The following is a 25,451-nucleotide window of genomic DNA, read 5'->3' on the forward strand; positions in this document are numbered from 1 at the left end:
TGAAGCGCGGGCAGGGGATGTGAAAGAGGGAACAGCTAGGCTGGTTTCTTCTGTTTGAGCGTGCCCTTGTTTTGAGAGAGCACCATGCTGACGCCACCTGCCACGATGAAGAGCGCACCGATGACGCTCCTGACGCTCGGAATCTCGCCGAAGAGAGTGAGACTGAACAAAGTCGCCCAGAGAAGGCTCGTATAGCCGAAAGGCGCAATGGTGCTGGCTGGCGCCACCGTATAGGCGCGGATGAGGCAATAATGGCTGCCGCCTCCCAAGAGGCCGAGCAGGCCCATCAAGGCGGCATCGCTCCAGGTCGGCCATATCCCAATAAAAGGCAAAATAACGCTGGTGACCACGCCGCCGACAAGGGCTGTGTAGAAGAATGTCGTCAATTGTGAATCCCTGCCATAGAGCAGGCGGGTGGTGATTTGATAGGAGGCGTTGCAGAAAGCGCCGATCAGGGGCAGCACCATCCAGGACGAAAAATCCAGACCGGTTGGATCGGAAATGATGAAGACGCCGAGCATGCCGGCGCAGACACTGAGCCACCCTACGAGGCCGACCATTTCCTTCAGAACGAGGACCGATAAAGCGGTGACGAGAACCGGCGTCACCCACATGATCGCCGTATAATCGACGAAACGCAGATGCTGGATGCTAAGATTGGCGAAAAGCGTGATGCCAAGCAGCAGCGTCGAACGTATAAGCTGAAGGGATGGGGCCTGCGCCCGCATGGCGGAGGGGCGTCGCCACAGCACAATACAGGCTGCCCCGAGCGCATGAATGAAGTAACGGGCCCAGGTGACCTCGAGCAGGGGATAGGACTGCATGAGGATGCGCGTCGTCGAATCTTGGCAGACGAAAAACAGGGTCGTCAGGCTCATCCAGATGATGCCGGAGAGCCAGGGAGGCATCTTAGCCATGGGACTCGTTGATGCGGAAGAAGCGTGCTTGAGCGCCAGAGCATTTCTTCCTGAGGGTTTCCCTCTGTCTTAACTATTGGACCCGGGAATGGAAACCATTTTGGGCCACGACAGAAGGAAAATCCCCGTCATCAATAGCGCGAGTGCAACGGATTCTCGCAGACATTGATAAATCTCTGGCGCGGACCTTCCGGGGTCTCGATAGTCTCGGTCTGCAGACATTCGTCGCGCGGTTCATGGACCACATAGCCGTAAGGATAGGGCCGGCCGAAAAAGCCGAGGCTATCACTTCTGCTGCCGAGGGAATCAGCCTTCACGGCGAGACCGGAGGTCAGGATCACGCCAAACGCCATCAGGGCGAAAAGGATCTTGTGGAACGATTTCATCCTATGCACCATTGGCTCCCCAGAGCAAAGCCTCTATGGATCAGTCGCATATATGACTTGGTTCCGCAAGCCGATTTGGTGCCGCGTCCAAGGCTAATTCATGCCAGGGCGTGAAAATTGGGTAGCGGGAACGCGATGATGATCCAAAGTGAGACAGGGGACGCTTTCCCCTGGTTGTGTTGCGCTGGAGACCGGCCGCGATGACCGGAGCCGGTACCGATCACAGTCGTGAGAATGTCGCTGGCGGCCCCGCCATCATCCTCGTGCGGCCACAGCTCGCGGTCAATATCGGCATGTGCGCGCGAGCCATGGCGAATTTCGGCCTGTCCGACCTGCGTCTCGTTGCCCCGCGTGAAGGTTGGCCGCGAGAAGGGCGTTTCAAGGACGAAGCGGAAGCCGCGGCGGCCGGCGCGGTGCATCTTCTGGCCTCGGCGAAACTTTATGCCACCTTGCCGGAAGCGGTCGCCGATTTGAATTTTATCTGGGCGACCACGGCGCGCGAGCGCGGCCAGTGCAAGCGCGTCGCGACACCTGCGCAGGCTATGCCCGAAAACGCGGCTCGGCTGGCACTGGGGGAGCGGCAGGGCATCTTGTTCGGGCCTGAGCGCACGGGCCTTGCCAATGACGATATTGCGCTTGCCGACGCGATTCTCACCTTTCCGGTCAATCCCGCCTATGCCTCGCTCAATCTGGCGCAGGCAGTCCTTTTGACCGGCTATGAATGGTTTCAGGCGGCCCATAATGCCGAGGCGCCGTTTCAGCTGGCTGATTATTCGCCGCCGGCGCCCCGCGAGATGATCTTGTCCTTTTTCGACTATCTCGAAGGCGAACTCGACCGATCGGGCTTCTTCCGACCGGCCGGCAAGGCGCCCGTCATGCGGCGCAATTTGCGCAATATTTTCCACCGCATGCATTTGAGCGAGCAGGATGTGCGGACCTTGCGCGGCATGGTCGTGCGGCTCGTCGAGGGTCCGCGCGCGCTCGTCACCCGTCGGGCCGACGATCATCAAGACTGACCGCGTTATACCAAAAATCAATAATTATCGCCTTTGATACGGGTGCCGTGCGTTGACTGCTCCGCAATGGAGATGTCGCCGCCCGGATCAATTGGCTTTTCCAGGCTTTTGTCTTAAGCAGGGCCATCGGGAGCGCAGCCTTCGCTGAGACCCGAAGCTCGCAAGCCGCCGGAACAGCCGTCTGTGCGCCTTTTGTCGGCTTGGGTGGAGCAGTGAACCCGAAAGCGGTGTTTTCCTCGGATATGATGCTTTCGATGATGCGTGCGCCTCGGCTATTGATTTTCGATTCAGGGCTCGGTGGCCTCACCGTCTTCGCGGAAATTTTGCGTCTGCGTCCGCAGGCCGATTATCTTTATGCGGCTGATGATGCCGCCTTCCCCTATGGGGCGATGAGCGAAGAGGCCCTGATCACACGCGTGCTCGATGTGATGGGGCGCCTGATTGCCTCCTATGCGCCGGATGCGGTGGTCATTGCTTGCAATACCGCCTCGACCTTGGTGCTGCCGCATCTGCGCGCCGCTTATCCCGATTTGCCCTTCGTTGGCACGGTGCCTGCGGTCAAACCGGCGGGCGAAATATCACGCTCGCATCTGATTTCGGTTCTGGCGACGCCAGGCACAGTCGCACGCGATTACACGCATGAACTCGTGCGCACTTATGCCTCCCATTGTGCGGTGACCCTGGTCGGCTCGCGTAAGCTCGCCGGTCTTGCCGAAGCCATGATGAAGGGTGAGAGCGTGCCGGATGAAGCGATCGCGCATGAGATCGCGCCCTGTTTCGTGGATTTCGATGGACGCCGCACCGATTGCGTGGTCCTGGCCTGCACGCATTTCCCTCTCTTGACCGATCATTTCCAAAGACTTGCGCCTTGGCCGGTCGAATGGATCGATCCCGCGCCGGCCATCGCTCGGCGCCTTGATTACGTCTTGCGCGAAGAGCTGGGATTTCGTTCAGAGGGCCGGGTGGAAGAGGGTGTGCGGCATCGCGTCTTCTTCACCAAGGGCGGGCCGTTGAGTCCTGCCCTCGAGGCTGTATTACGCATGCGTGGCTTGGAGCCGGATGAGGTTGATCCATTCCCCTGGCCAATGCCGGCGCGATCAGCCTTATGAATGTTTCTTGAGGATCGCGCGCGCGCTTTCGACATCCTTGGCGATCTGCGCCTTCAAAGCATCAAGCGAGGCGAATTTCTCCTCGCCACGAATGAAGCCGATGAAGAAGACTTCCACGATTTTGCTGTAGAGATCGCCGGTAAAATCCAAAAGGAAGATTTCCAGAAGAGGCGCGCCATGGTCCACGGTTGGCCGGCGGCCGTAATTGGCGACGCCTTCATGCATGCGCTCCGGCACCTCTCCCTCGATCAGCGCACGCACCGCATAGACGCCATGGCGCAGGCGGCAGCTTGGGTCGGGGCGAAGATTGGCGGTCGGAAAACCGAGTTGGCGGCCGAGTTCCTGTCCATGTAGAACCTCGCCCGTTATCGTATAGGGATGGCCGAGGAGATGCGTGGCATGATCGACATCTCCCGTCTCGAGGGCCAGCCGCGTGCCGGTGGAAGAGGCGGCTTCCGTACTGTTTTCCGCATCCGAGGCAATGCGTTCGACGATCTCAACCTCGAATCCATGGCGTTGGCCGGCCTGTTTCAAGAAATCCGGCGTGCCTTTGCGTCCAGCGCCGAAATGGAAATCATAGCCGGCGACGACGGCTGAAACGGCCAGCCGGCGCAGCAAAATCTCCGTCACGAAATCTTCAGCCGCCAGGGAGGCGAGTCCGGCATTGAAGGGAATGACGATCATTCCATCGAGGCCGAGGCGTTCAAGGGTTTTGGCCTTGTCCTTGAGCGGGGTCAGCCGGAAAACTGAGTGGTCGCCACTGAAATAATCGGTCGGATGCGGCTCGAACGTCAAAACCGCGCAGGGCCGGCCAAGCCGTGCGGCGAGGGCTTCCGCGCGTTTGATCACGGCGAGATGGCCGCGATGAACGCCATCGAAATTGCCGATGGCGATAACCGCGCCGGCAAGGCCCGCAGGCGGCTCCTGAGGATCGACGGCGAGGATGAACGGTTTTTGCGCTGGGGAATCGGTCAAGGGAACGACCAGGGATCAATCAACAAAGCGAATGGGCTGAGGCCATGGCCTCTTGTGGCCGGCCTCTTGCGGCTCGGAATGTCCGAGCCGGGCCGGACCCTGCCTCGCTGATTTGATGGCGTCAAGCGTTTGCGTCGCCAATTTTTGCCAAACGGCAAAGGCTACCAGATGAGTTCCGGCATGACGGCCATGGGCGGGGCCTCGGACCCTTGCAGGAATTGCCGCAGCGCAGCGGCATCGAGATCGCCGCGTTCTGGATGATGCAGAACGGAGCGGTGAATCCCCGAGGTGATGAACACATTGTCAAGGCCTTGCCGGTGTGCCCCCTCGATATCGGTATGCATCGCATCGCCAATGGCGAGGACACGCGAAGATTGGCTTGGCGTTCGGCCCGCCAGACTCAAAGCCCGGACATAGATCGCATCGAAGGGCTTGCCGGCCTGCAAGACTTTGCCGCCCAAAGCCTGGTAGCGTTCGGCGATCGCGCCGGCACAGGCGACGAGTTCATCGCCGATCCGCACCACAATATCAGGATTGGCGCAGATCAATTCGCGGCCGGCCGCCGCTGGCGCTCGCAGGAGAGGATCATAATCCTCGGGCCTCTCCCGGAGTTCATCGAACAGGCCTGTGCAGACGAGATAATCCGCCTGATCGGCGGGAGCAAAGCGCAGTGGCGTGACGATGTGCCGTTCCGCCTCGGTGTAAAGAACATCGTCGCTCCGCGGCCCGATCTTGAAGAGGGAAAGGGCTTGCCGTTCCTTGATCAGGCTAATGGTTATATCCCCTGATGACACGATGCCGTCATAAGCGTCACGCGGCACACCGAACCCGTCGAGCTGGGTAATGATCACTTGCCCCGGCCGTGGGGCATTGGTCAGAAGGATCACTTTGCCCCCTTGGTGGCGGAACCGTTGCAGAGCGTCGCAGGCCTTGGGGAAGGCATGAATGCCATTGTGAATCACGCCCCAGACGTCGCTTAGGATCACGTCATAATTGGCGGCGAGGTCATGGAGACCAGAAAGTTTATGTGGAGAATCGGGCAAGCGAGGCTCTTGATCCATGCGGTTAGGGATGGAAGCCGGCCGGTGTGGAAGCCGCGCTCACCCGTCAAGGCTGTAGGATGCGGCAGGGCAAGTCAAGGATCGGCTGGATTTTTGCGGTTTGCCGGGTTTTGGGCCGGGTTTTGGGCGGTGGGAGGCGCCAAAAGAGAGCGGCAGCATTATAGCTTATATTTATATATCGCTTGCCGGAGGAAATCATAATATAAATTATTTACATATACAGCTCAAACCTCCTTCGAGAGGTTTCGAGACTTGCTATGTTCCCGTTGGACGAACAGCCCCCATTCCAGATGAAGGCCCACGACGAGGCCGCAACGGAAGCCCCCTTTTCTCCGGGCGGCTGGAGTTTTCTGATCAGCGCTTCCGTGCTGGGCCTTGCGGCTCTGGCACCTTTTTGGGGTTCGGCCTGGGCGGGCGCCTTTCTTTTGCCTCCCGGCGCGGGACAGGTCATAGGAGGCATGACGTTTTCCGGCTCGAGCCGGGCTTTCGACGCGCATGGCCGCGTCATTCCCGTTCCCTCCTATCGCAAATTCGAACTCGGCACTTATCTCGAATATGGGCTCCATGAGCGGGTAACCTTGGTTGCCTCTCCCTCCTACGATCATATTCGTTCCGGCAAGCCTGGTTTTACCTATGACGGCTTAGGGCAAAGCATGATCGGCGCGCGCATCGGTCTGTTGCGTTCGGATTGGGATATTCTCTCGTTCGAGACGAGTTTGCTGAGCCCCAGTCCGCCTTTCACGCAAGGGGCCGCTCTCATTCAAGCCCGGCGCGCGGCGGGCGCCGATCTCCATCTGGCCGCGGCGCATGGGTTTAAATTGGAAGCGGTCCCCGTCTTTCTGGAAGCGGCTTTCGGCTATCGTTTCTTTGGCCATGCGCAGCCTGGCGAATGGCACGTGGATCTGACCGTGGGCGGGCGTCCGATTCCGCGTTTGCTTGCCCTGATTCAGAATTTCAGCACCATCTTTAGCAATCAGACAAAGGTTTGGCCCCGCCAATCCTGGCACAAGTTCCAGATAAGCCTTGTCTATGATTTGACGTCGCAATGGTCGGTGCAAGGTGGCAGCTTCATAACGGTTGCGGGAACCAATGCGGGTCGTGAATTTGGTCCCTTGCTTGCCCTTTGGTATCGGTTCTGAGCCTAGTATCCACCCTCATTGAAGCGCGGCTCATCGCGATCCAATGAGGACAAGTGGATACGGTTTTAAAAGTGACGTATCGAGAATCTGGGATTCTCGATACGAGACGCAATGCTCCAGTCAAAGATCAGAACATATTATCCATGGACAATATGTATTTTTAGGGGGAAAGCTAAAAACCGTTTCCCTCTCTTCCTCCTGATGCGCTAAAAGCTTTGCCCATTCGCGCTGTCCTGGCGCAACAGTTCTGAAGTATGAGTGGATATTTCCAATCATGCTCTGGTCTTTGAGAAGGAATATGTGAATGGCGGGTCCGGCACCAAAAGTCGTTGAGAATGTTTCCATCGATGAATTGAAGAAGGGACTTGGCGACCATTCCATCATTCTCGTCGATGTCCGCGAACCCAATGAATATGCGGAAGGCCATATTCCTGGCGCGACTCTGAATGCCTTGCAGAAATTCGATGTCAGCGCCCTGCCGCATGCCGGTCCGGGCCAGCGGGTCGTCTTGGCCTGTCGCGCCGGGGGACGGTCCCTCACCGCGCTTGGGCTCGCCCAAGCGGCCGGACGCGATGACATCAAGGCCCATTATCCGGGTGGATTTCAGGCCTGGGCGCAAGCCGGCGAAACGGTCGAGAAATAGATTTCCCCAGAGCATTCTCTCTATTTCGTTTTACAAACCCGCTTCACGCGTCGTGAAGCGGGGCCGCTCTTTGAGTGGGAACATGGCTCATCCTGAACCGTTGACTCCGAGAGATTGGAGAGAGGCGGACAGGAGGACTCATGGCTATCGATCGGGACGAAGAGGCGATCGTCATGCGCCTCGCCATCAAATATTCCCTTCCCGCTGATGCGGTGAGAACGGTGCTTGCCGCTCTCCGCTCCGGGGGTGGCTCAATGGCCCAGTTCAGCCATCCAGCCTTCGGCGGCATGGCGCAATGGTCTCCCGGAATGGCGATGGTCGGCGATATGTTCAATACCGCCCTAAAAGCCAAGCTCGATGCGCTTTGCGCGGATCTCGCTTTATTTCTGAAAGAACATCCCCAGCCAGCCGGCTCCGAACAATCTGCGCCCGTAAGCTATCGTTCGACATCGCAATCCTCAGCCGCATGGTGGCCGGCGAGTTTTGGAGAACCGACGTCTGTCGGTTCCCAGAATGCCTTGCGCTATGCTGCTTTTCCGCGCATCCGCCGACTGGCGATTGACGACAATGGCAAGATCACGATCTACGATACCGGCGAGCATCAGATATCGGGTGTTTCCCAAAGCCAGTCGAGCAGCCAGACCTTGACGTTTACAAGCCAGAAGGGACTGGTCCGCGTGGCAGATTTGCCCGTTGTATCATTGGCTTGACTTGGGAGCCTGTACTTTGCTTGGCAATGTGCCTCTTCAAACGGCGTTCGATGCGAGCGTGAGATGGTGCGCGGCAAGATGACCCGTCTTCACGAGAAGCGTGGCGCCGGCTTCTGAAAGCGCGCTATGGCTGCGCCCGCCTGGTTCCCTGATCCAGCTTCTTGCGGGATAGACCCCTTCCTCATCGGAAAACGTCCCTTCGAGGACCAGAATCTCCTCGCCATCCGGATGGGTTTGGTGTTTCCAGCGCGTACCGGGCGCCAAATGGAGGAGGAATGTCGTGACACTATCGAACTCATGGAGGGGTTTGAGGGTCAGACCTTCGCTTGGGCCGGCCTGCCAAGGAATGTCTGCGCTCTCGGTGACTTGCCGTTGCTTGTCGCTTGCCGAAAACTGCCAAAGCTTCACAAAAATTGTGCAGCCGTCCTTCGTGAAGGGCGTGTGCTGTGAACCGATCGGGTCACGGAGATAAGTGCCGGCCGGATAGCGGCCGTTTTCATCTTCGAGTGTGCCTTCGAGCACAAAAAATTCCTCACCACCACCATGCACGTGATGCGGAAAGAAACTGCCGGGAGCGAAACGCACGAGGCTTGTCGCCCGGGCAACCTCTTCTCCGATCCGGTCGAGCATCTGGCGATCAACACCAGGTTGCGGTGAGGAAATCCAGGGCTCGTCACCGGGGAGCAGAAAGGCTTTTTGTGAAAAATCAGCGCGGATCTTCATCGGACTCATGAGTTCATCAAAAGAGGCTCTAAGTCGATTATGCCATGATTGTAGGAAGTGCGCAGCCTCATCCGATGGGTACGAGAAGCACTCGAGATCAAACAACATCGTTTCTGAACCCGAATGAACGGGCGACGCTTAGAGGAGGATCAACCGATGACCCAACGTCTCGATTATACCAAAATCGCCTCTGACGGCGTGAAGGCTCTGGGGGGCGTCTATGCTTATGTGGCGCATTCCGGCCTCTCCAAGGCCTTGATCGACCTTGTTTATTTACGAGTGTCCCACATCAACGGCTGCGCTTATTGCATCGATTTGCATAGCCGCGATCTGTTGAAGGATGGCTTGGGGATCGAAAAACTTGTGCTCGTGCCGGTATGGCAGGAAGCAAAGGAATTATTCTCGGACGAGGAACAGGCTGCCTTGCGCTGGGCGGAAGTGGTGACGCTTGTCGCCGAAACGCAAGTGCCGGACGAGGAGTTCGACTCCGCCGCCCGGCACTTTAATGAGAAACAATTGGTCGATTTGACCATCGCGATCGGCTTGATGAATGCCTACAACCGGCTGGCGATTAGTTTTCGGGCTATTCCGCAAGCCGTGAAAAGCCGGTGAAAATTTTGATTTCCGAGACCGGCATGACCGGTCTCGGGAGGACCCATTAATCCTCGGCGTAAATGTCCCGGTCCTTGGTTTCGGGAATGAACAGGGAGCCGATGACGAACGTGATGCCGGCGAAGATGATCGGGTACCAGAGGCCGTAATAAATATCACCTGTCTGGGCGACCATGGCGAAAGCCGTGGCCGGCAGCAGACCGCCGAACCAGCCGTTGCCGATATGGTAGGGCAGGGACATTGACGTGTACCGAATCCGCGTCGGGAACAATTCGACGAGGGCCGCGGCGATCGGGCCATAAACCATCGTCACATAGATGACGAGAATGGCGAGCAGGCCGATCAAATGTAAGACACGCGGTTCCGAAAGATCGAACGGATGTTTCATCCGAATGATGCCCGGATCATTGGGCTTGGGATAGCCAGCCTCTTGGAGGGCCGCAGTGGCTGTTTTCGAGAAATCGGCCATGGCCGTTTTCGCATTGGAGACTTGCGTCGAGTCGAATGCGGTGACGTTGACGCCATCGGCGACGATCTGCGCGGGGCTGCCAGCCGGCCCGGGCACCATTTCATAACGGACCGCGCTCTTGGCCAGGAAGTCGCGGGCGATATCGCAGGAGCTGGTAAAGACGCGCGTACCGACGGGATTGAAGAGATTGCCGCAATCCGCCGGGTCCGCCACAACCTTGACTTTGACCGTTTCAAGGGCCTGAGCAAGAGCCGGATTGGCGTTGGCGGTAATCGCCCGATAGATCGGGAAATAGGTCAGGGCAGCCAGCAAGCAGCCCGTGAGGATGATGGGCTTGCGACCGATATGATCGGAGAGCCAGCCGAAGAAGACGAAGAATCCGGTACCGCAAACAAGCGCCCAAGCGATGAGCAGATTGGCCGTATAGCCGTCGACCTTGCAGATCGATTGCAGGAAGAACAAGGAATAGAACTGGCCCGTGTACCAGACGACGCCTTGGCCCATGGTGAGACCGAACAAGGCGAGCAAAGCGATTTTGGCATTCGACCAGGTGGCGAAAGCTTCCGTCAGCGGCTTCTCGGAAACGGTGCCTTCTTCCTTCATTTTCAGGAAGGCCGGCGATTCGCTCAATTGCAGACGAATCCACAAGGAGACGAGGAGCAGCAGGACCGAAACAATGAAGGGCACACGCCAGCCGATTTCAGCGAAACGAGCTTCGCCAAAAAAGGTGCGGGTTCCCAGGATCACCAGCAGGGACAGGAACAGGCCCAGCGTCGCGGTGGTCTGAATCCAAGAGGTGTAAAAGCCGCGGCGTCCATGCGGCGCATGTTCCGCCACATAGGTGGCCGCCCCGCCATATTCACCGCCGAGCGCGAGACCCTGGAGAAGACGGGCGGAAATCAGGATGATGGGCGCGGCAATGCCGATCGAATCGTAATTCGGCAAAAGACCGACGACGAAGGTCGACAGACCCATGATCAGGATCGTCACCAGGAAGGTATATTTACGTCCGACGAGATCACCCAGCCGGCCGAAGACGAGAGCGCCGAAGGGGCGCACGAGAAAACCCGCCGCGAAAGCGAGAAGCGCGAAAATATCGGCAGTGGTTTTCGGAAATTGGCTAAAGAATTGAGCGCCGATGATACTGGCCAAAGAGCCATAAAGATAAAAATCGTACCATTCAAAGACCGTTCCCAGCGAGGAGGCGAAAATTACTTTTCGTTCCGCTGAAGACATCGGCCGTTTTTCAACGTGCTGGCGCACAGCACTGGTCGAAAAAACCATAATCCCTCCCTATATCCATTGGACGCGGCACCCGCGCCTATGATGCTTACGGAAATGACGAAGAGACGGTCGGCCTTAGCGGCTTGTTTCCTTTGGGTCTCTCGTTTCTTTCTACCTGTTCTTGCAGGATTACGATCACTTAAATCTGATCTCGACCCCTTGTCCAGTAACGGTGCGTCCTTCCGTCTCGGCCAAATGGGGGATTGCGCAGGGAGACTCACTTATGCGGCGTTTAGCCGCATAAGTGATTTCAAGCCATGTCATCCGCCTCTCTTGGTTGCTTTTCCTATTATTCATTTTGCTTTGAAAAACAGATTGGCAAGATTGCGACTTTTATACCGCTTCATGCCGTTCCCGATTCGGCGGGAAGGGAAAATTTCACTTTTTCTCGTTGCAAAGGAGGAATGGCTGCGATGTTTCTTCTCCCCGCTTCCGAACATTTTGCGCCTTTACGCTCATTCCAAATCCGGCCTCTCACCTTTTACATGGCGATTGCTGCCTTTGGAATTGCTCCCGGCCTCGCAAATCTCCCGACCGCGCTCATCTCAGCTGCTCAGGCCGAGACGGTCACGAATGGTGGCGAGCATGTGGGGACCGAGCATGTGGGGACATTGTGGCTTGAGCATCCCTGGGCGCGTGAAACCTCGCCCAATGCGCAAGTTGGTGGCGCTTTCCTGAAGATCACCAATAAAGGCGAATCGCCTGATCGACTGGTTAGCGTGGTGACACCGGTCGCCGAACGCGCCGAAATCCATGTGACAAAGACTGAGGATGGCGTCGTCTCCATGCGGGCATTGCCAGAAGGCATTGCTTTGCCGCCCGGCGACACCGTGGAATTGAAGCCCGGTTCCCTCCACCTCATGCTGACGGGGCTGCATGAACCGCTCAAGGCGGGCGATCATTTCAAAGCGACTTTGACCTTTGAAAAGGCCGGGACCGCCGAAATCACCTTCCTCGTCGAAGCACTTGGCGGCAAGGCGGCACCGCCCGCCGAGCATCACCACGATCATTGAAACGCACTGAAATGCTGATCTAAATCCTCCCGATTAAGGTGAGGACAACGGCACAAGCATTGGAAACATTGAGGCTCTTTATCTTTCCTGGCATGTCGAGACGGGCCAGGAAATCGCATTTTTCCCGAGTCAGGCGGCGCAGGCCCGTCCCTTCGCCGCCGAGGACCAAAGCAATGGGCCGTTGCAGGGGAAGTTGCGTGAAATCGGCCTCCGCGGCCGAATCGAGGCCGACGCGGAGATAATTCAGCCGCCCAAGGGTTTCGAGAGCCCGGGCGAGATTGACGACGGGCACGATCTGGACGTGTTCGAGGCCGCCGGAAGCGGCTTTCGCCAAAACCCCGCCGAGTGCCGGCGCATGACGCTCCGTCGTCACGATGGCATCGACGTCGAAGGCCGCCGCTGTCCGCACAATCGCCCCGACATTATGGGGGTCGGTGATCTGATCGAGGACCAGCACCACGCCGCTGCGCGTCGGGATTTCGGTGATGTCCAGGGGCTCGAGGGGGCGGGCTTCAAGCAACACACCTTGATGGACGGTTTGCGAGCCGAGCCTTCTAGAAAGATCCTCAGCGGTTACGATATGGGGCGCAAGTCCAGCCGCTTTTGAGTCGGGCGCCAATTTCTCGGCGGCGGCTTCTGTTGCGTAAAGGGCTAGGCAGGTTCGCTGGTCCGAACGCAAAGCCTCACGTACGGCGTGGAATCCATGCAGCAGAATAACATCGGGGCTCGATTGCCGAAAAGGCGAGGGATTCTTTTCCTGGGAGGCCGGAGCCGATTTCGGGCGGTGAGGGCGCGACTCCCCCTGGCCCTCCCAAGGTTTTGAGCGAGGCGGTTTCGTCTCGGATCTTTTGGCCGTAGGGCCTCTCGATTGATGGGTTTTCGATGAATCCATTCGGCTCATGCCGGGCTCCAGGATGAGGAATTCGCGGCATTCCCCCTGACGACGAGTTTATTATTCTCTATTTTTATCATTATCTTATTCGAAGATCTTCTATCCATGGATGAGATCGCGGAAGCGATTCCAAGAGCAATGAATCCACTGCGTCATCATGCGGGAAAAGGACGTGCTTTGTAAACGGAAGGGCGCTTGTGCACAGCTTTGCAGCGGTTTGTCATGCTCTTATCATGGCAGGCTAATAATTTGCGGTTGACAGAAAAGGATGCGCTTCGCATAAGCGGCCCCAGAACCCACGCCCTTCGCTGTTGCCGTGGGTTTTGGGGGAGTGTCCCGAGCGGCAAAGGGGGCGGACTGTAAATCCGCTGGCTATGCCTTCGTAGGTTCGAGTCCTACCTCCCCCACCACCAGTTTTCGATAGGACCGCGCTCGGTGGGCGATGCTTTGGTGAGCGATCGTCAAACGAGGATTGCTAAGCCTCTCCGCGCATTGCATAGTGGCGCGGTGATCGGCGGGTGTAGCTCAATGGTAGAGCAGCAGCCTTCCAAGCTGAATACGAGGGTTCGATTCCCTTCACCCGCTCCAACACGGTTTCTGGTCGTTCTCTCTCACTGTGAGAACGCCCCGATCCTTCGTGCTCATGGCTTTTCACCCAATCGTTTCTGCTCATGAGCTTGTTTGAGGAAACACGCAAAATCCTAGCAGAAGAGCCGATTGCCGCCTGGGACGATCTCTGCCACTTGGCCGCACAGATCTGCGGCGCATCCATGGCTTTCATCGCTTTCCAGGATGAGATGAACGAGCATCTGAAGGCCTGGATTGGACCCCGTGTGGAGTGCACGGGCCGGCTCGGCGCCTTTGGGCTCAATCAGCAGCCTTTTCGAATCATCGAAGATCTCGCGGACGACGAAGCTTTGCGCCTTCACCCTTTTGTTCGTGAGGCGCCTTTCTGCCGTTTCTATGCGGGCGCCGCGCTGGTGACACGGGAAGGGGCTACAGCGGGCTTTCTGGGTGTGCTCGATCCCCGGCCGCGTGTGCTCTCGCCAGACCAGATCACAAGCTTGCACAGGCTCGCGGCGCAGGCGATGATCCTGCACGAATCCTATCGGCTGCGCGAAGCTGAGAGGATGGTCGGACGGCTGGTTCATGAAATGAATCACCGGATCAAGAATAGCCTTGCGGTCGTGCAAGCCATCATGAGCCTGACCGCGCGCACCTGTGTGAATCCGGCAGATTTCCAGAGCGTCTTCACCGCGCGGATCGGAGCCTTTGCCAAGGCTCAATCACTTCTGAATGATGAACATTGGCAAACGATTCGCCTTGATGCTGTCGTGGCCGGCATTCTCGCTCCTCACGTGGAGCGCTTGAACTGTCCTTTTGAGGCCTGTGGACCCTCTGTTGCCGTCGCATCGGATCTGGCGGTCATGCTCGGCATGGCCCTCCATGAACTTGCGGTCAATGCCCTGCACCATGGGGCTTTTTCGACGCCGGGCGGCCGCTTGGATCTTGGCTGGTCGCTCCAAAACACCGGTGAGAGGAGCCAGTTGAGGCTTCATTGGCGGGAGCATGGCGGGCCGCGGGTCTCACCGCCCCACCATAAGGGATTTGGCGTCAAACTGATCGAACGGGTTCTCGGCGGACAATTTCACGCCGAGATTGATCTTCGCTATGCGCCGGAAGGATTTGCCCTTGTTCTCCTAATTCCCCTGCAAAACGAAAGGGGTGGAGAACCATCTTAAGACACGGCTTTAAATATCCGTGACGTCCATGCCACCGGTCGCGAGAAATTTCTCCAGCCAGTGGATGTCATAAGATCCATTCTGGATGTCCGTATTGCGGATCAGGGTCCGAAACAGGGGCAAGGTCGTTTCGATGCCGTCGATGACGCATTCATCGAGCGCGCGCCGCAGCCGCATTAAGGCCTCATTGCGGTTCCTGGCGTGGACAATGAGCTTGCCAACCAGAGAATCGTAATTTGGCGGAATTTTATAGCCGGCATAGACCGCGCTATCGACGCGCACACCCAGGCCTCCCGGCGGATGATAATAGGCGATCTTGCCGGGCGAGGGATGAAAGGTTGAAGGATTTTCCGCATTGATCCGGCATTCGATCGCATGCCCGCTGAACAGGACTTCTTCCTGGGTCAGACTGAGGGTTGAGCCTGCCGCGATCTTGATCTGCTCGTTGACGAGATCGACGCCCGTGACCATTTCGGTGATGGGATGTTCGACCTGAATACGGGTATTCATTTCGATGAAATAAAATTCCCCGTTTTCGTACAGAAACTCGATGGTTCCGGCACCGGAATAGCCGAGATCGCGCATGGCCTGTGCGCAAATCTCGCCGATGCGGGGCCTTTGCTCCTGATTCAAGGCGGGAGAGGGTGTTTCCTCCCAGACCTTCTGGTGGCGCCGCTGCAAGGAACAATCGCGCTCGCCGAGATGAATCGCCTTGCCCTTGCCGTCGCCCAGGATCTGGACCTCAATATGGCGCGGTTTCTCGAGATATTTCTCGAGATAGACGGAATCGTCGCCGAAGGCGGATAGGGCCTCCATCTTCGCGGTCGAGAGAGCGAGTGGCAGGTCTTCAGCCGTGCGGGCGAGTTTCATGCCGCGTCCGCCACCGCCGGCCGCCGCCTTGATCAGCACCGGAAAGCCCAGCGTCTTGGCGACAGCCAGGGCCTCGGCTTCGTCTCGGATCGCGCCGTCGGAGCCGGGCACACAGGGAATGCCGAGCCGGAGCGCCGTGCGCTTGGCTTCGACCTTATCGCCCATCAAGCGAATATGCTCCGCCTTGGGGCCGATAAAAGCAATGTGATGTTCGGCCAGGATCTCGGCGAAACGCGCGTTTTCTGAAAGAAAACCGTAGCCCGGGTGCACGGCTTCCGCGCCGGTGACCTCACAGGCCGCGAGAATCGCGGGAATATTCAGATAGGAATCGCGTGCCGGGGGAGGCCCGATGCAGACGGATTCGTCGGCCAGCCTGACATGCATGGCGTTGGCGTCGGCCGTCGAATGGACCGCGACAGTCGCGATCCCGAGCTCCTTGGCCGCCCGCAGGATACGCAGCGCGATTTCGCCCCGGTTGGCGATGAGGATTTTGTCGAACATATGAATCCGTTGGAAGCAGCCACTGCCGCTTCATCCCAGGCAACTCGTCAATGCACTCGCCGAGCAATTCAACCCAAGGGACGCGTAAGCGACTCTTGGCTTCGTTCTTGAATTTTCAAAGGCATAGCCAAAATTCAAGAGTATCCCAACGGCCATTCTCAATGACCGTCGGTATCACTAAGGGTTTCAATAAAGGTTGCAAGCGGTTTGATTCAGGGAGCTCATTCGATGATGACAAGCGGTTGGCCATATTCGACCGGCTGACCGTCCTCGACCAGGATTTCTTTGACGGTGCCATTCCGTGGCGCGGTGATTTCATTAAAGGTCTTCATCGCTTCGACCAGCAGGAGCTTGTCACCCACTTTCACTTGTGCCCCAAGTTCGATGAAGGGCGGCGAGCTGGGTGAGGGACGCAGATAGGCTGTGCCGACCATGGGCGATTTGATTGCACCAGGATGTTCGGTTCCGCCATTGGCCGCGGGGGCCGCAGCGACGGGGAGCGAAAGAGCCGTCGCCACGGGGGCCGCGGCCGCCGCCACAAGTTGCCGGGCGACGCGAATCCGCAGGCCGTTCTGCTCGACCTCGATTTCGGAAAGGCCCAGACGCGTCACGATTTCCGCGACCGTTTCGACGAGCTCGATGTCGACCGCCTTGTTCGTCTCTGCCTTAGGTTCTGTCATACCACTTTGACTTTCTTAGAGAACAGCCTGATCTTTCGCCACTTTTTAAAATCCTGATCGAGCGGCCCCGGCACGCTGGCGAAAATCTCCATCTTTTTCAGCACTTTGTCTGGAACGAGGATCATGCTGATGATGGGCGCATACAGGGCAAGCTTGTCAAGGTTGAAAATCATGGTCGGATCGTGAGATTGGGTTCAGAGAGGGCGATAGGGCATCCGCGCTGAAACGAATCTCACTATCAGATCCATTATAAGCTCAATAGCTCGAGCCTGCTCGCGATGAAGCAGGGGAAAAAAGTGGATTGCCTTTTGCTTGCCGGGGCCCTACTTGTAGAGAGATATGGCGCGAGGCCTTCCGGCTCCGCGCCCTGATTTTTTTGGCTTGGCGCTCGCGCCGGCCTTTCCATTGAACATCGAGATTCATGGCAAATCCGTTCCAGTTCCTGCAGGATGTCCGCACTGAAGCCACCAAGGTCACTTGGCCTTCGCGGCGTGAAACCCTGATCACGACCCTCCTCGTGATTCTCATGGTTCTGGTGGCGAGCCTATTCTTCGTGTCGGTGGATCAAGCGTTGCGCCTGATCGTGACCTTCATTCTCAGTCTCGGCCATTAAGGTCTGATCGTTCGAGACTTAAAGCTGTTATTCATCAAGGGTTTTGAGATTTCCTATGAGCATGCGCTGGTATATCGTCCACGCTTATTCCAACTTCGAGAAGAAGGTCGCGGAATCGATTCGCGAACAAGCGGCGCAGCGCGGCCTGACCGAAAAATTCGAGGAAATCCTGGTACCGACCGAGCAGGTCGTCGAGATCAGGCGCGGACGCAAGATCAATTCCGAACGCAAATTTTTTCCCGGCTATGTCCTGGTGAAATGCGATCTGACCGACGAGCTCTACCATCTCATCAAGGAGACGCCGAAGGTCACCGGTTTTCTTGGCGCTGACAAAAAGCCCATGCCGATTTCCGATGCGGAGGCGGATCGCATCAAGGGGCAGGTGGCCGATGGGGTCGAGCGGCCCAAAACATCGGTCTCCTTCGAGGTCGGCGAGACCGTGCGCGTGGCGGATGGGCCGTTTGCTTCCTTCAATGGCATTGTGGAGGAAGTCGACGAGAGCCGGTCGCGCGTCAAGGTGGCCGTTTCGATCTTTGGCCGCGCGACTCCAGTCGAGCTGGAATATGGTCAGGTTGAAAAGGTTTAGCTCTTTTTCTTAAAAAGAGAGATTAAGTTTTGCGAGGTGAGTAAGCTCGCTTGAGTTTGCGCATGGTTTCATTCCATGGGCGAAGCCGCGAGGACAGATAAGCGTCCTCGCATTCGAGAGGTGGAAGACGAAACCCCGATCTGCCATGCGGGCTTTTGTCGAACCACCGGACACACGTGCCGCGTCCTTGGTGAAACCAATGGGCCGGCTTGTTGGGAGTAATGGAGAATGGCAAAGAAGATCGCGGGTTACGTGAAGCTTCAAGTGCCGGCAGGAGACGCCAAACCGGCGCCCCCGATTGGTCCGGCTCTGGGTCAACGTGGTCTGAATATCATGGAATTCTGCAAGGCCTTCAATGCGAAGACCGCGCAGATGGAAAAAGGCACCCCGATTCCGGTGGTGATCACGGCTTATGCCGACCGCTCCTTCACCTTTGAGATGAAGCTGCCGCCGGTATCCTATTTTCTGAAAAAGGCTTCTGGCATTCAGTCCGGCGCGAAAACCACCGGGCGCGGGTTCATCGGTAAGGTGACCAAGGCGCAAGTGCGTGAAATCGCCGAGAAGAAACTGCCGGATTTGAATTGTCAGAGCGTGGATGCGGCAGCCACGATGATCGAAGGATCGGCCCGTTCCATGGGCTTGCAGGTCGTGGAGTAAGCCCAGATGACCCATGTCGGAAAACGTGTCGTCAAGAATCGGGAAGGCATTGACCGCGTCAAGCTTTATCCCGTTGATGAAGCCGTCAAGCTCATCAAGGAACGCGCCAATGCGAAATTCGACGAGACCGTCGAAATCGCCATGAATCTTGGCGTCGATCCCAAACATGCGGATCAGATGGTGCGCGGCGTCGTCAATCTGCCGAATGGAACCGGTCGGACCCTGCGGGTCGCCGTTTTCGCGCGCGGCGCCAAGGCTGATGAGGCGCTGGCGGCCGGCGCCGATATTGTCGGTGCTGAGGATCTCGTCGCCACGGTGCAGGGTGGTACGATCGCCTTTGATCGCTGCATCGCGACGCCAGATATGATGCCGCTGGTCGGCCGTCTCGGTAAGGTGCTCGGTCCGCGCGGCCTGATGCCGAACCCGAAGGTTGGCACCGTCACCATGGATGTGGCTGGCGCCGTGAAGGCCTCCAAGGGTGGCGCGGTCGAGTTCCGCGTCGAAAAGGCGGGTATTATCCAGGGGAGTGTCGGCAAGGCTTCGTTCGAGACGGAAAAGCTCCTCGAGAATATTGCCGCTTTCGTCGATGCTGTCGCCAAGGCTAAGCCGCAGGGCGCCAAGGGCACTTATATTCAAAGGGTCGCCTTGTCCTCGACCATGGGGCCGGGCGTTAAGATCGATCCTGCGACGGTGACTGCTTAAGCGTCAAACCCCAAGAGAGGCTCCCAAGAGAGGCCTCTCTTTTTGACATTGAGCGTATCAGCGATCGCCATTCTTCACTTGACAAGTTGAAGAAATTTTTTCCTCCCCTCCAATCACCCCTTGGCAAGGGATAGGAGATGGGCTACATAGAGCCTCCGCCATGTTCATTAATGGCGGATGCACCCCATGGAAGGTATCTTTGAGTTCGATTTTTTTGAGGTCATTTGAACGACCCATGGGTGGATAGACAAAAGGGTAGGGGCTTCGGTCTCTGTCCCTTTTTGTCATGTCCTGTCCGAGACTGCCGGCGTTCTGGTTCTTTTAGCGGAACCTTGAGCTTAATTCCATTCCAATGATCCGGTTCCATCCGGTTCATAGGCGGGGCCAGCATAGACGGGGTAATCGTCAGATTTCGGATGGTTAAGGCTTTATTCCTTACCTCCTTCGATGTCGGTCTATCCCTCTGTCCGGTGCGACGTGTCGCTCCGGGGACAGGCACAGGCTGTTCTATGCGCGAAACTTGTTTCGCAATAGGGCGGCGCATGCAACCAGCGGGCGATTCTCTCGCCCGCGTCAGGAGAAAGCACTGTGGACAGAGCGGAAAAGAAAGAGAGCGTTGCGGCTCTGGCCGATGTCTTTCAAAAGACATCGGTCGTGGTCGTTGCTCATTATTCCGGCCTGACCGTCGCGCAAATGCAAAATCTGCGCAAGCAGATGCGGGCATCTGGCGCCACAGTTCAGGTCGCCAAGAACCGTCTCGTCAAGATTGCGCTCGATGGCACTCCGGTGTCTTCGATCTCTCCTTTGCTGAAAGGCCCGACACTGATCGCCTATTCGGACGATCCGGTCGCGGCTCCGAAGGTCGCCGTGGGCTTTGCCAAGGATCACGATAAATTCGTCATCCTCGGTGGCGCCATGGGAACGACGGCATTGAATGTCGATGGTGTTCGTTCGCTCGCGACCATGCCGTCGCTCGACGAGCTGCGTGGCAAACTGGTCGGCCTCATCCAGGCCCCCGCCACCAAGCTCGCCCAGCTTACGACGGCGCCCGCCGCCAAACTGGCCCGGGTCTTCGGCGCTTATGCCGCAAAGGACGATGCAGCGTGAGACTAGTCGTCTGATGATGGCAGTCTAATCTTGCACGAGTACGACATAAATTTTCTAGATAGATCGAAGGATAAGAATATGGCTGATTTAGCGAAGATCGTCGAAGACCTCTCGAGCCTGACCGTGCTCGAAGCGGCCGAGCTTGCCAAGCTTTTGGAAGAGAAGTGGGGCGTTTCGGCGGCTGCCGCCGTTGCGGTTGCTGCTGGTCCCGCCGCTGGCGGCGCTGCTGCTGCTCCGGTTGAAGAGCAGACGGAATTCACTGTCGTTCTCGCGGCCGTCGGTGACAAGAAGATCGAAGTCATTAAGGAAGTGCGCGGCGTGACCGGCCTGGGCCTCAAGGAAGCCAAGGATCTCGTCGAGGCTGCTCCCAAGCCCGTCAAGGAAGGCGTGTCGAAGGAAGAAGCCGAGAAGATCAAGGCTGCTCTCGAAAAGGCCGGCGCGAAGGTCGAACTCAAGTAAGAACGCGATCCGCTTGGGCGGTGTTCGCACAAGCGGTTTCGGGGTTTCGCGGACGGTCTCGTGGGTTTTCACGAGACCGTCTCGTCGTCTCCGAGAGAAATCTTTGGGCGAAATCCGCGTGTGAAATCGGTTTGCCAGGACATTTTCCGTGAACATCTGCCGGGTGTTTACGGAAAATAATCTGGCCGGATCGCGGACTGCGAGAGAGGCCGAAGACGATATGAGCTGAATGTTTAGGGAAGGGTTGAGCTTTGAGGCCTAATGGCCTGTAACTTCGACCCGTTCAATATATTTTTGGCAGCAGATATTTTTTGAAATCTGAAGGCAGATTTCGGTCCCCGCCGGCACTTGGGCCGGATGCGGACAGGGCGTTCCTTCGCGCGGAACGCCCTACAGAACGAGGTGGAGGAGCGACATGGCTCAATCTTTGGCGCAGACATTCACCGGCCGCAAGCGTGTCCGTAAATTCTTCGGCCATATCCGCGAAGTTGCGGAAATGCCCAATCTGATCGAGGTGCAGAAAGCCTCCTACGATCAATTCCTGCTCGTCGACGAGCCGAAGGGCGGCCGACCGGACGAAGGCTTGCAATCGGTTTTTAAATCGGTCTTTCCCATTTCCGATTTCTCCGGCACGGCTTTGCTCGAATTCGTCAAATATGAATTCGAACTGCCGAAATATGATGTCGATGAGTGCCGTCAGCGCGGCATGACCTTCGCCGCGCCGCTGAAGGTTACCTTGCGCCTGATCGTCTTTGATGTCGACCCCGATACGGGAGCGAAATCGGTCAAGGACATCAAGGAGCAGGATGTCTATATGGGCGATATGCCCCTAATGACGATGAATGGTACGTTCATTGTCAATGGGACGGAGCGCGTGATCGTCTCGCAGATGCATCGTTCGCCGGGCGTTTTCTTCGATCACGATAAAGGCAAAAGCCATTCTTCCGGCAAACTCCTGTTTGCCGCCCGCATCATCCCTTATCGCGGTTCCTGGCTCGATATCGAATTCGATGCCAAGGACATCGTCTATGCGCGTATCGATCGCCGCCGCAAAATTCCGGCGACATCGGTGCTTTATGCGCTGGGCATGGATGGTGAGGAAATTCTCTCCACTTTCTACAAGACCATCGTCTATACGCGCGATAAGGATGGCTGGCGCATTCCCTTCGACGCAGAGCGCATGAAGGGCATGAAGGCGGCGATCGATCTGATCGATGCGGAAAGCGGCGAGGTCGTGCTGGAGGCGGGCAAGAAGCTCACCGTGCGCACGGCGCGGCAATTGGCGGAGCGCGGCCTCAAATTCATCAAGGCACAGGACGAGGATCTGCACGGTCAATATATCGCCAGCGATCTCTATAATCCGCAGACGGGTGAGATCTTCGCCGAGGCCGGCGAGGAGATCAGTGCGAAAACACTGACGACCCTTGTCGATTCCGGTTTCGAAGAGATCCCGGTTCTCGATATCGACCATATCAATATCGGACCCTATATCCGCAACACCTTGGCGGTCGACAAGAACAATTCGCGCGAAGACGCTTTGTTCGACATCTATCGCGTGATGCGTCCTGGCGAGCCGCCGACGCTCGAGACTGCGGAAGCGATGTTTCATTCCCTGTTCTTCGATCCCGAGCGCTATGATCTCTCGGCGGTCGGGCGCGTGAAGATGAACATGCGCATGGATCTCGACGCGGCCGATACGGTGCGTATTCTCCGTAAAGCCGATATTGTTGCCGTCATGCGCGCGCTCGTGGATCTGCGCGATGGACGTGGCGAAATCGATGATATCGACCATCTCGGCAATCGCCGAGTCCGCTCGGTCGGCGAATTGATGGAGAACCAATATCGCCTCGGCCTGCTGCGCATGGAACGGGCCATCAAGGAACGGATGTCCTCGGTCGATATCGACACGGTCATGCCGCAGGATCTGATCAATGCGAAACCGGCGGCGGCCTCCGTCCGCGAATTCTTCGGTTCCTCGCAATTGTCGCAGTTCATGGACCAGACCAATCCTCTGTCCGAGATCACGCATAAACGGCGCCTCTCGGCCTTGGGACCGGGCGGTCTGACGCGTGAGCGCGCGGGCTTCGAAGTGCGCGACGTGCATCCGACCCATTATGGCCGTATCTGTCCGATCGAGACGCCGGAAGGCCCGAATATCGGTCTTATCAACTCGCTCGCGACCTTCGCGCGTGTCAATAAATACGGGTTTATCGAGGCGCCTTATCGCCGGGTCAGGGATAATCACGTCACCGATGACGTCGTCTATCTTTCGGCGATGGAAGAGAGCAAATATTACGTCGCCCAGGCCGATGCCAAGGTTGATGCGGATCGTGGCCTCGTCGAGGATCTGATCGTCTGCCGTCATGCCGGCGATGTGATCATGGTACCGCGCGAGCGTGTCGACTTCATGGATGTGTCGCCGAAACAGCTCGTCTCGGTCGCCGCGGCCTTGATCCCGTTCCTTGAGAACGATGACGCCAACCGCGCGCTGATGGGCTCGAACATGCAGCGCCAGGCTGTGCCTCTGGTGAAAGCCGATGCGCCGCTGGTTGGGACCGGTATGGAAGCGGTTGTGGCACGCGATTCCGGGGCGGCCATTGCCGCGCGGCGCACGGGCTATATCGACCAGATCGATGCGACCCGTATCGTCATTCGCGCCACGGAAGAGACCGATGCCGGCAAGCCGGGTGTCGATATCTACCGGCTGATGAAGTTCCAGCGTTCGAACCAATCGACCTGCGTCAACCAGAAGCCTTTGGTCCGCGTCGGCGATTTCGTGCGCAAGGGCGATATTATCGCCGATGGTCCCTCGACCGATCTGGGTGATCTGGCGCTCGGCCGCAATGTGCTCGTCGCCTTCATGCCCTGGAACGGATATAATTTCGAGGACTCGATCCTGCTCAACGAGCGGATCGTCAAGGATGACGTGTTCACTTCGATCCATATTGATGAATTCGAAGTGATGGCACGCGATACGAAGCTCGGCCCGGAGGAAATCACTCGCGATATTCCGAATGTTTCGGAAGAGGCTTTGAAGAATCTCGACGAGGCCGGCATCGTCTATATCGGTGCCGAGGTTCAGGCGGGCGATATTCTCGTCGGCAAGATCACGCCGAAGGGCGAAAGCCCGATGACGCCGGAAGAAAAGCTGCTGCGCGCCATTTTCGGTGAGAAGGCCTCTGACGTTCGCGACACGTCCCTGCGTGTGCCTCCGGGCGTGCAAGGGACGATCGTCGAAGTTCGTGTCTTCAACAGGCACGGCGTCGACAAGGACGAACGAGCTCAAGCGATCGAGCGCGAGGAAATTGAGCGTCTCGCGAAGGACCGTGACGACGAACTCGCGATCCTCGACCGCAACGTCTATACGCGCCTCATTGATCTTCTGGATGGCAAGAAGGCGATTGCCGGCCCCAAGGGCTTCAAGAAGGAGACGGTGCTGTCGCGCTCGGTGATCGAGGAATATCCTCGTTCTCAATGGTGGACGTTCGCCATCGAAAGCGATCAGCTCATGGCCGAGATCGAAGCCATGCGCAAGCAATATGACGAGGCCAAAAAAGGACTGGAAAACCGCTTTCTCGACAAGGTCGAAAAGCTCCAGCGCGGTGACGAACTGCCGCCTGGCGTTATGAAAATGGTCAAGGTCTTTGTCGCCATCAAGCGCAAGATCCAGCCCGGCGACAAAATGGCGGGCCGTCATGGCAACAAGGGTGTCGTCTCCAAGATCGTGCCGCAGGAGGACATGCCCTTCCTGGCCGACGGTCAGCCGGTCGATATCGTGCTCAATCCGCTCGGCGTGCCTTCGCGCATGAATGTCGGGCAGATTCTCGAGACGCATCTCGGCTGGGCTTGCGCAGGGCTTGGCAAGCAGGTGAGCGAGGCGGTCAATGCCTATCTCAGGCAGCAGGATACGCAGCCGATCCGCGACAAGCTGATCGAGATCTATGGTGAAGGTCAACGGGAGCAGATCAGCGCTCTCGATGAAGAGACATTGGTCGAGGTCGGTGAAAATCTGCGCCGCGGTGTTCCTATTGCCACGCCTGTGTTCGATGGCGCGCGTGAGAAGGATATCGTTGCCATGCTCGAGGAGGCGGGGCTCGATCATTCCGGTCAGGTCACGCTTTACGATGGCCGATCTGGCGAGGCCTTCGACCGTAAGGTGACGGTCGGCTACATTTATATGTTGAAGCTGCATCATCTCGTCGATGACAAGATCCATGCGCGTTCGATCGGTCCGTACAGCCTCGTGACGCAACAGCCATTGGGCGGCAAAGCGCAGTTCGGTGGCCAGCGCTTCGGCGAAATGGAAGTCTGGGCGCTCGAAGCTTATGGTGCGGCCTATACGCTGCAGGAAATGCTGACCGTGAAGTCGGACGACGTCGCGGGTCGTACCAAGGTCTATGAATCGATCGTGCGCGGTGATGATGCTTTCGAATCCGGTATTCCGGAAAGCTTCAACGTGCTGGTCAAGGAAATGCGTTCGCTCGGCCTCAATGTCGAATTGAATATGGCTCCAAAATTGACCGATCAGCAGCAACAACAGCCGTCGCCGGAACAACCGCCGGCTGAAGCCGCCGAATAATTGCAG

At 57.5% G+C, this 25,451-nt stretch carries 25 protein-coding genes and 2 tRNA genes; 17 read left to right on the forward strand and 10 right to left on the reverse strand.

The window, feature by feature from the left end; all coding sequences use genetic code 11:
• Positions 1–35: 35 nt before the first annotated feature.
• Entirely contained in the window at positions 36–917 is an 882-nt protein-coding gene (locus BIND_RS06715; protein WP_012384320.1) for a DMT family transporter, read from the reverse strand.
• A gap of 131 nt (positions 918–1,048) precedes the next feature.
• The gene (locus tag BIND_RS06720) at positions 1,049–1,303 is read right to left on the reverse strand and encodes a hypothetical protein (protein WP_041777973.1); all 255 of its coding nucleotides are present in this window, start codon (positions 1,301–1,303) and stop codon (positions 1,049–1,051) included.
• A gap of 200 nt (positions 1,304–1,503) precedes the next feature.
• Here BIND_RS06720 and BIND_RS06725 point away from each other — a divergent pair, with 200 nt between their 5' ends.
• Both BIND_RS06725 and murI read left to right on the forward strand, forming a co-directional pair.
• A complete protein-coding gene (locus tag BIND_RS06725) occupies positions 1,504–2,319 on the forward strand; it encodes an RNA methyltransferase (RefSeq protein WP_012384322.1) in 816 nt (271 codons plus the stop codon).
• A 254-nt stretch (positions 2,320–2,573) separates the two neighbouring features.
• Positions 2,574–3,428: a glutamate racemase gene (gene murI, locus BIND_RS06730; protein WP_148210579.1), complete on the forward strand. Its 855-nt coding sequence runs from the start codon at positions 2,574–2,576 to the stop codon at positions 3,426–3,428.
• Here the strand turns inward: murI and BIND_RS06735 are convergent.
• Together BIND_RS06735 and BIND_RS06740 are read right to left on the reverse strand one after the other, a co-directional pair.
• Positions 3,423–4,403, reverse strand: coding sequence for a bifunctional riboflavin kinase/FAD synthetase (locus BIND_RS06735; protein ID WP_012384324.1), 981 nt, complete (start codon positions 4,401–4,403; stop codon positions 3,423–3,425). The two genes, murI and BIND_RS06735, sit on opposite strands and share 6 nt — an antisense overlap.
• Positions 4,404–4,564: 161 nt before the next feature.
• Entirely contained in the window at positions 4,565–5,446 is an 882-nt protein-coding gene (locus tag BIND_RS06740; protein ID WP_041778551.1) for a TIGR01459 family HAD-type hydrolase, read from the reverse strand.
• Positions 5,447–5,721: 275 nt separating this feature from the next.
• On the opposite strand from BIND_RS06740, the gene BIND_RS06745 reads away from it, so the two are divergent.
• The 3 genes from BIND_RS06745 to BIND_RS06755 all read left to right on the forward strand — a co-directional run bounded on the left by BIND_RS06745 (position 5,722) and on the right by BIND_RS06755 (position 7,956).
• The gene (locus BIND_RS06745; RefSeq protein ID WP_012384326.1) at positions 5,722–6,603 is read left to right on the forward strand and encodes a hypothetical protein; all 882 of its coding nucleotides are present in this window, start codon (positions 5,722–5,724) and stop codon (positions 6,601–6,603) included.
• 304 nt (positions 6,604–6,907) lie between these two features.
• Positions 6,908–7,246: a rhodanese-like domain-containing protein gene (locus BIND_RS06750; RefSeq protein ID WP_012384327.1), complete on the forward strand. Its 339-nt coding sequence runs from the start codon at positions 6,908–6,910 to the stop codon at positions 7,244–7,246.
• A gap of 140 nt (positions 7,247–7,386) precedes the next feature.
• Positions 7,387–7,956 (forward strand): hypothetical protein, encoded by a 570-nt coding sequence (locus tag BIND_RS06755; RefSeq protein ID WP_012384328.1) that lies wholly within the window; start codon positions 7,387–7,389, stop codon positions 7,954–7,956.
• Between the two features lie 36 nt (positions 7,957–7,992).
• On the opposite strand, the gene BIND_RS06760 is transcribed toward BIND_RS06755, so the two are convergent.
• Positions 7,993–8,688: a cupin domain-containing protein gene (locus tag BIND_RS06760; RefSeq protein ID WP_244395976.1), complete on the reverse strand. Its 696-nt coding sequence runs from the start codon at positions 8,686–8,688 to the stop codon at positions 7,993–7,995.
• Between the two features lie 147 nt (positions 8,689–8,835).
• Between BIND_RS06760 and BIND_RS06765 the strand changes: the two genes are divergently transcribed.
• Entirely contained in the window at positions 8,836–9,291 is a 456-nt protein-coding gene (locus tag BIND_RS06765) for a carboxymuconolactone decarboxylase family protein (protein WP_012384330.1), read from the forward strand.
• Between the two features lie 46 nt (positions 9,292–9,337).
• On the opposite strand, the gene BIND_RS06770 is transcribed toward BIND_RS06765, so the two are convergent.
• A complete protein-coding gene (locus BIND_RS06770; RefSeq protein ID WP_012384331.1) occupies positions 9,338–11,044 on the reverse strand; it encodes an MFS transporter in 1,707 nt (568 codons plus the stop codon).
• 413 nt (positions 11,045–11,457) lie between these two features.
• Between BIND_RS06770 and BIND_RS20060 the strand changes: the two genes are divergently transcribed.
• A complete protein-coding gene (locus BIND_RS20060) occupies positions 11,458–12,057 on the forward strand; it encodes a copper chaperone PCu(A)C (protein ID WP_012384332.1) in 600 nt (199 codons plus the stop codon).
• Between the two features lie 19 nt (positions 12,058–12,076).
• Here the strand turns inward: BIND_RS20060 and rlmB are convergent, their stop codons facing one another.
• Positions 12,077–12,958, reverse strand: coding sequence for a 23S rRNA (guanosine(2251)-2'-O)-methyltransferase RlmB (rlmB, locus tag BIND_RS06780; protein WP_012384333.1), 882 nt, complete (start codon positions 12,956–12,958; stop codon positions 12,077–12,079).
• 316 nt (positions 12,959–13,274) lie between these two features.
• Between rlmB and BIND_RS06785 the strand changes: the two genes are divergently transcribed.
• The 3 genes from BIND_RS06785 to BIND_RS20065 all read left to right on the forward strand — a co-directional run bounded on the left by BIND_RS06785 (position 13,275) and on the right by BIND_RS20065 (position 14,691).
• A tRNA-Tyr gene (locus BIND_RS06785) sits at positions 13,275–13,359 on the forward strand.
• A 104-nt stretch (positions 13,360–13,463) separates the two neighbouring features.
• Positions 13,464–13,537 (forward strand) — tRNA-Gly (locus tag BIND_RS06790).
• 83 nt (positions 13,538–13,620) lie between these two features.
• Positions 13,621–14,691, forward strand: a complete 1,071-nt coding sequence (locus BIND_RS20065) for a sensor histidine kinase (RefSeq protein WP_012384334.1) — start codon at positions 13,621–13,623, stop codon at positions 14,689–14,691.
• 9 nt (positions 14,692–14,700) lie between these two features.
• Here BIND_RS20065 and accC read toward each other — a convergent pair whose 3' ends face one another.
• The 3 genes from accC to BIND_RS21600 form a co-directional block, all read right to left on the reverse strand.
• Positions 14,701–16,062, reverse strand: coding sequence for an acetyl-CoA carboxylase biotin carboxylase subunit (accC, locus tag BIND_RS06800; protein WP_012384335.1), 1,362 nt, complete (start codon positions 16,060–16,062; stop codon positions 14,701–14,703).
• A gap of 221 nt (positions 16,063–16,283) precedes the next feature.
• Positions 16,284–16,742, reverse strand: coding sequence for an acetyl-CoA carboxylase biotin carboxyl carrier protein (locus BIND_RS06805; RefSeq protein WP_012384336.1), 459 nt, complete (start codon positions 16,740–16,742; stop codon positions 16,284–16,286).
• Complete coding sequence (locus tag BIND_RS21600) at positions 16,739–16,915, reverse strand: hypothetical protein (RefSeq protein ID WP_012384337.1); 177 nt, start codon at positions 16,913–16,915, stop codon at positions 16,739–16,741. The genes BIND_RS06805 and BIND_RS21600 overlap by 4 nt, the downstream gene beginning before the upstream one ends.
• Before the next feature lie 248 nt (positions 16,916–17,163).
• Here BIND_RS21600 and secE point away from each other — a divergent pair, with 248 nt between their 5' ends.
• The 7 genes from secE to rpoB all read left to right on the forward strand — a co-directional run bounded on the left by secE (position 17,164) and on the right by rpoB (position 25,445).
• Entirely contained in the window at positions 17,164–17,355 is a 192-nt protein-coding gene (gene secE / locus BIND_RS06810) for a preprotein translocase subunit SecE (protein WP_012384338.1), read from the forward strand.
• 55 nt (positions 17,356–17,410) lie between these two features.
• On the forward strand, positions 17,411–17,941 hold the full coding sequence (nusG, locus tag BIND_RS06815; protein ID WP_012384339.1) for a transcription termination/antitermination protein NusG: 531 nt from the start codon (positions 17,411–17,413) through the stop codon (positions 17,939–17,941).
• A gap of 228 nt (positions 17,942–18,169) precedes the next feature.
• Entirely contained in the window at positions 18,170–18,598 is a 429-nt protein-coding gene (gene rplK, locus BIND_RS06820) for a 50S ribosomal protein L11 (protein ID WP_012384340.1), read from the forward strand.
• Positions 18,599–18,604: 6 nt separating this feature from the next.
• Positions 18,605–19,300, forward strand: coding sequence for a 50S ribosomal protein L1 (gene rplA, locus BIND_RS06825; RefSeq protein WP_012384341.1), 696 nt, complete (start codon positions 18,605–18,607; stop codon positions 19,298–19,300).
• A 588-nt stretch (positions 19,301–19,888) separates the two neighbouring features.
• Entirely contained in the window at positions 19,889–20,407 is a 519-nt protein-coding gene (gene rplJ, locus BIND_RS06830) for a 50S ribosomal protein L10 (RefSeq protein WP_012384342.1), read from the forward strand.
• A gap of 78 nt (positions 20,408–20,485) precedes the next feature.
• The gene (gene rplL, locus BIND_RS06835; RefSeq protein WP_012384343.1) at positions 20,486–20,866 is read left to right on the forward strand and encodes a 50S ribosomal protein L7/L12; all 381 of its coding nucleotides are present in this window, start codon (positions 20,486–20,488) and stop codon (positions 20,864–20,866) included.
• Between the two features lie 415 nt (positions 20,867–21,281).
• A complete protein-coding gene (rpoB, locus tag BIND_RS06840; RefSeq protein WP_012384344.1) occupies positions 21,282–25,445 on the forward strand; it encodes a DNA-directed RNA polymerase subunit beta in 4,164 nt (1,387 codons plus the stop codon).
• The last annotated feature ends 6 nt before the right edge of the window (positions 25,446–25,451 follow it).

Source organism: Beijerinckia indica subsp. indica ATCC 9039 (genome assembly GCF_000019845.1).
Lineage (GTDB): Bacteria > Pseudomonadota > Alphaproteobacteria > Rhizobiales > Beijerinckiaceae > Beijerinckia > Beijerinckia indica.

Coding starts and splice junctions, on each gene's coding strand:
- BIND_RS06715 (WP_012384320.1), bottom strand. CDS start 917: ATGGCTAAGATGCCTCCCTGGCTCTCCGGCATCATCTGGATGAGCCTG.
- BIND_RS06720 (WP_041777973.1), bottom strand. CDS start 1,303: ATGAAATCGTTCCACAAGATCCTTTTCGCCCTGATGGCGTTTGGCGTG.
- BIND_RS06725 (WP_012384322.1), top strand. CDS start 1,504: ATGACCGGAGCCGGTACCGATCACAGTCGTGAGAATGTCGCTGGCGGC.
- murI (WP_148210579.1), top strand. CDS start 2,574: ATGATGCGTGCGCCTCGGCTATTGATTTTCGATTCAGGGCTCGGTGGC.
- BIND_RS06745 (WP_012384326.1), top strand. CDS start 5,722: ATGTTCCCGTTGGACGAACAGCCCCCATTCCAGATGAAGGCCCACGAC.
- BIND_RS06750 (WP_012384327.1), top strand. CDS start 6,908: ATGGCGGGTCCGGCACCAAAAGTCGTTGAGAATGTTTCCATCGATGAA.
- BIND_RS06755 (WP_012384328.1), top strand. CDS start 7,387: ATGGCTATCGATCGGGACGAAGAGGCGATCGTCATGCGCCTCGCCATC.
- BIND_RS06760 (WP_244395976.1), bottom strand. CDS start 8,688: ATGAGTCCGATGAAGATCCGCGCTGATTTTTCACAAAAAGCCTTTCTG.
- BIND_RS06765 (WP_012384330.1), top strand. CDS start 8,836: ATGACCCAACGTCTCGATTATACCAAAATCGCCTCTGACGGCGTGAAG.
- BIND_RS06770 (WP_012384331.1), bottom strand. CDS start 11,044: ATGGTTTTTTCGACCAGTGCTGTGCGCCAGCACGTTGAAAAACGGCCG.
- BIND_RS20060 (WP_012384332.1), top strand. CDS start 11,458: ATGTTTCTTCTCCCCGCTTCCGAACATTTTGCGCCTTTACGCTCATTC.
- rlmB (WP_012384333.1), bottom strand. CDS start 12,958: ATGAGCCGAATGGATTCATCGAAAACCCATCAATCGAGAGGCCCTACG.
- BIND_RS20065 (WP_012384334.1), top strand. CDS start 13,621: ATGAGCTTGTTTGAGGAAACACGCAAAATCCTAGCAGAAGAGCCGATT.
- accC (WP_012384335.1), bottom strand. CDS start 16,062: ATGTTCGACAAAATCCTCATCGCCAACCGGGGCGAAATCGCGCTGCGT.
- BIND_RS06805 (WP_012384336.1), bottom strand. CDS start 16,742: ATGACAGAACCTAAGGCAGAGACGAACAAGGCGGTCGACATCGAGCTC.
- BIND_RS21600 (WP_012384337.1), bottom strand. CDS start 16,915: ATGATTTTCAACCTTGACAAGCTTGCCCTGTATGCGCCCATCATCAGC.
- secE (WP_012384338.1), top strand. CDS start 17,164: ATGGCAAATCCGTTCCAGTTCCTGCAGGATGTCCGCACTGAAGCCACC.
- nusG (WP_012384339.1), top strand. CDS start 17,411: ATGAGCATGCGCTGGTATATCGTCCACGCTTATTCCAACTTCGAGAAG.
- rplK (WP_012384340.1), top strand. CDS start 18,170: ATGGCAAAGAAGATCGCGGGTTACGTGAAGCTTCAAGTGCCGGCAGGA.
- rplA (WP_012384341.1), top strand. CDS start 18,605: ATGACCCATGTCGGAAAACGTGTCGTCAAGAATCGGGAAGGCATTGAC.
- rplL (WP_012384343.1), top strand. CDS start 20,486: ATGGCTGATTTAGCGAAGATCGTCGAAGACCTCTCGAGCCTGACCGTG.
- rpoB (WP_012384344.1), top strand. CDS start 21,282: ATGGCTCAATCTTTGGCGCAGACATTCACCGGCCGCAAGCGTGTCCGT.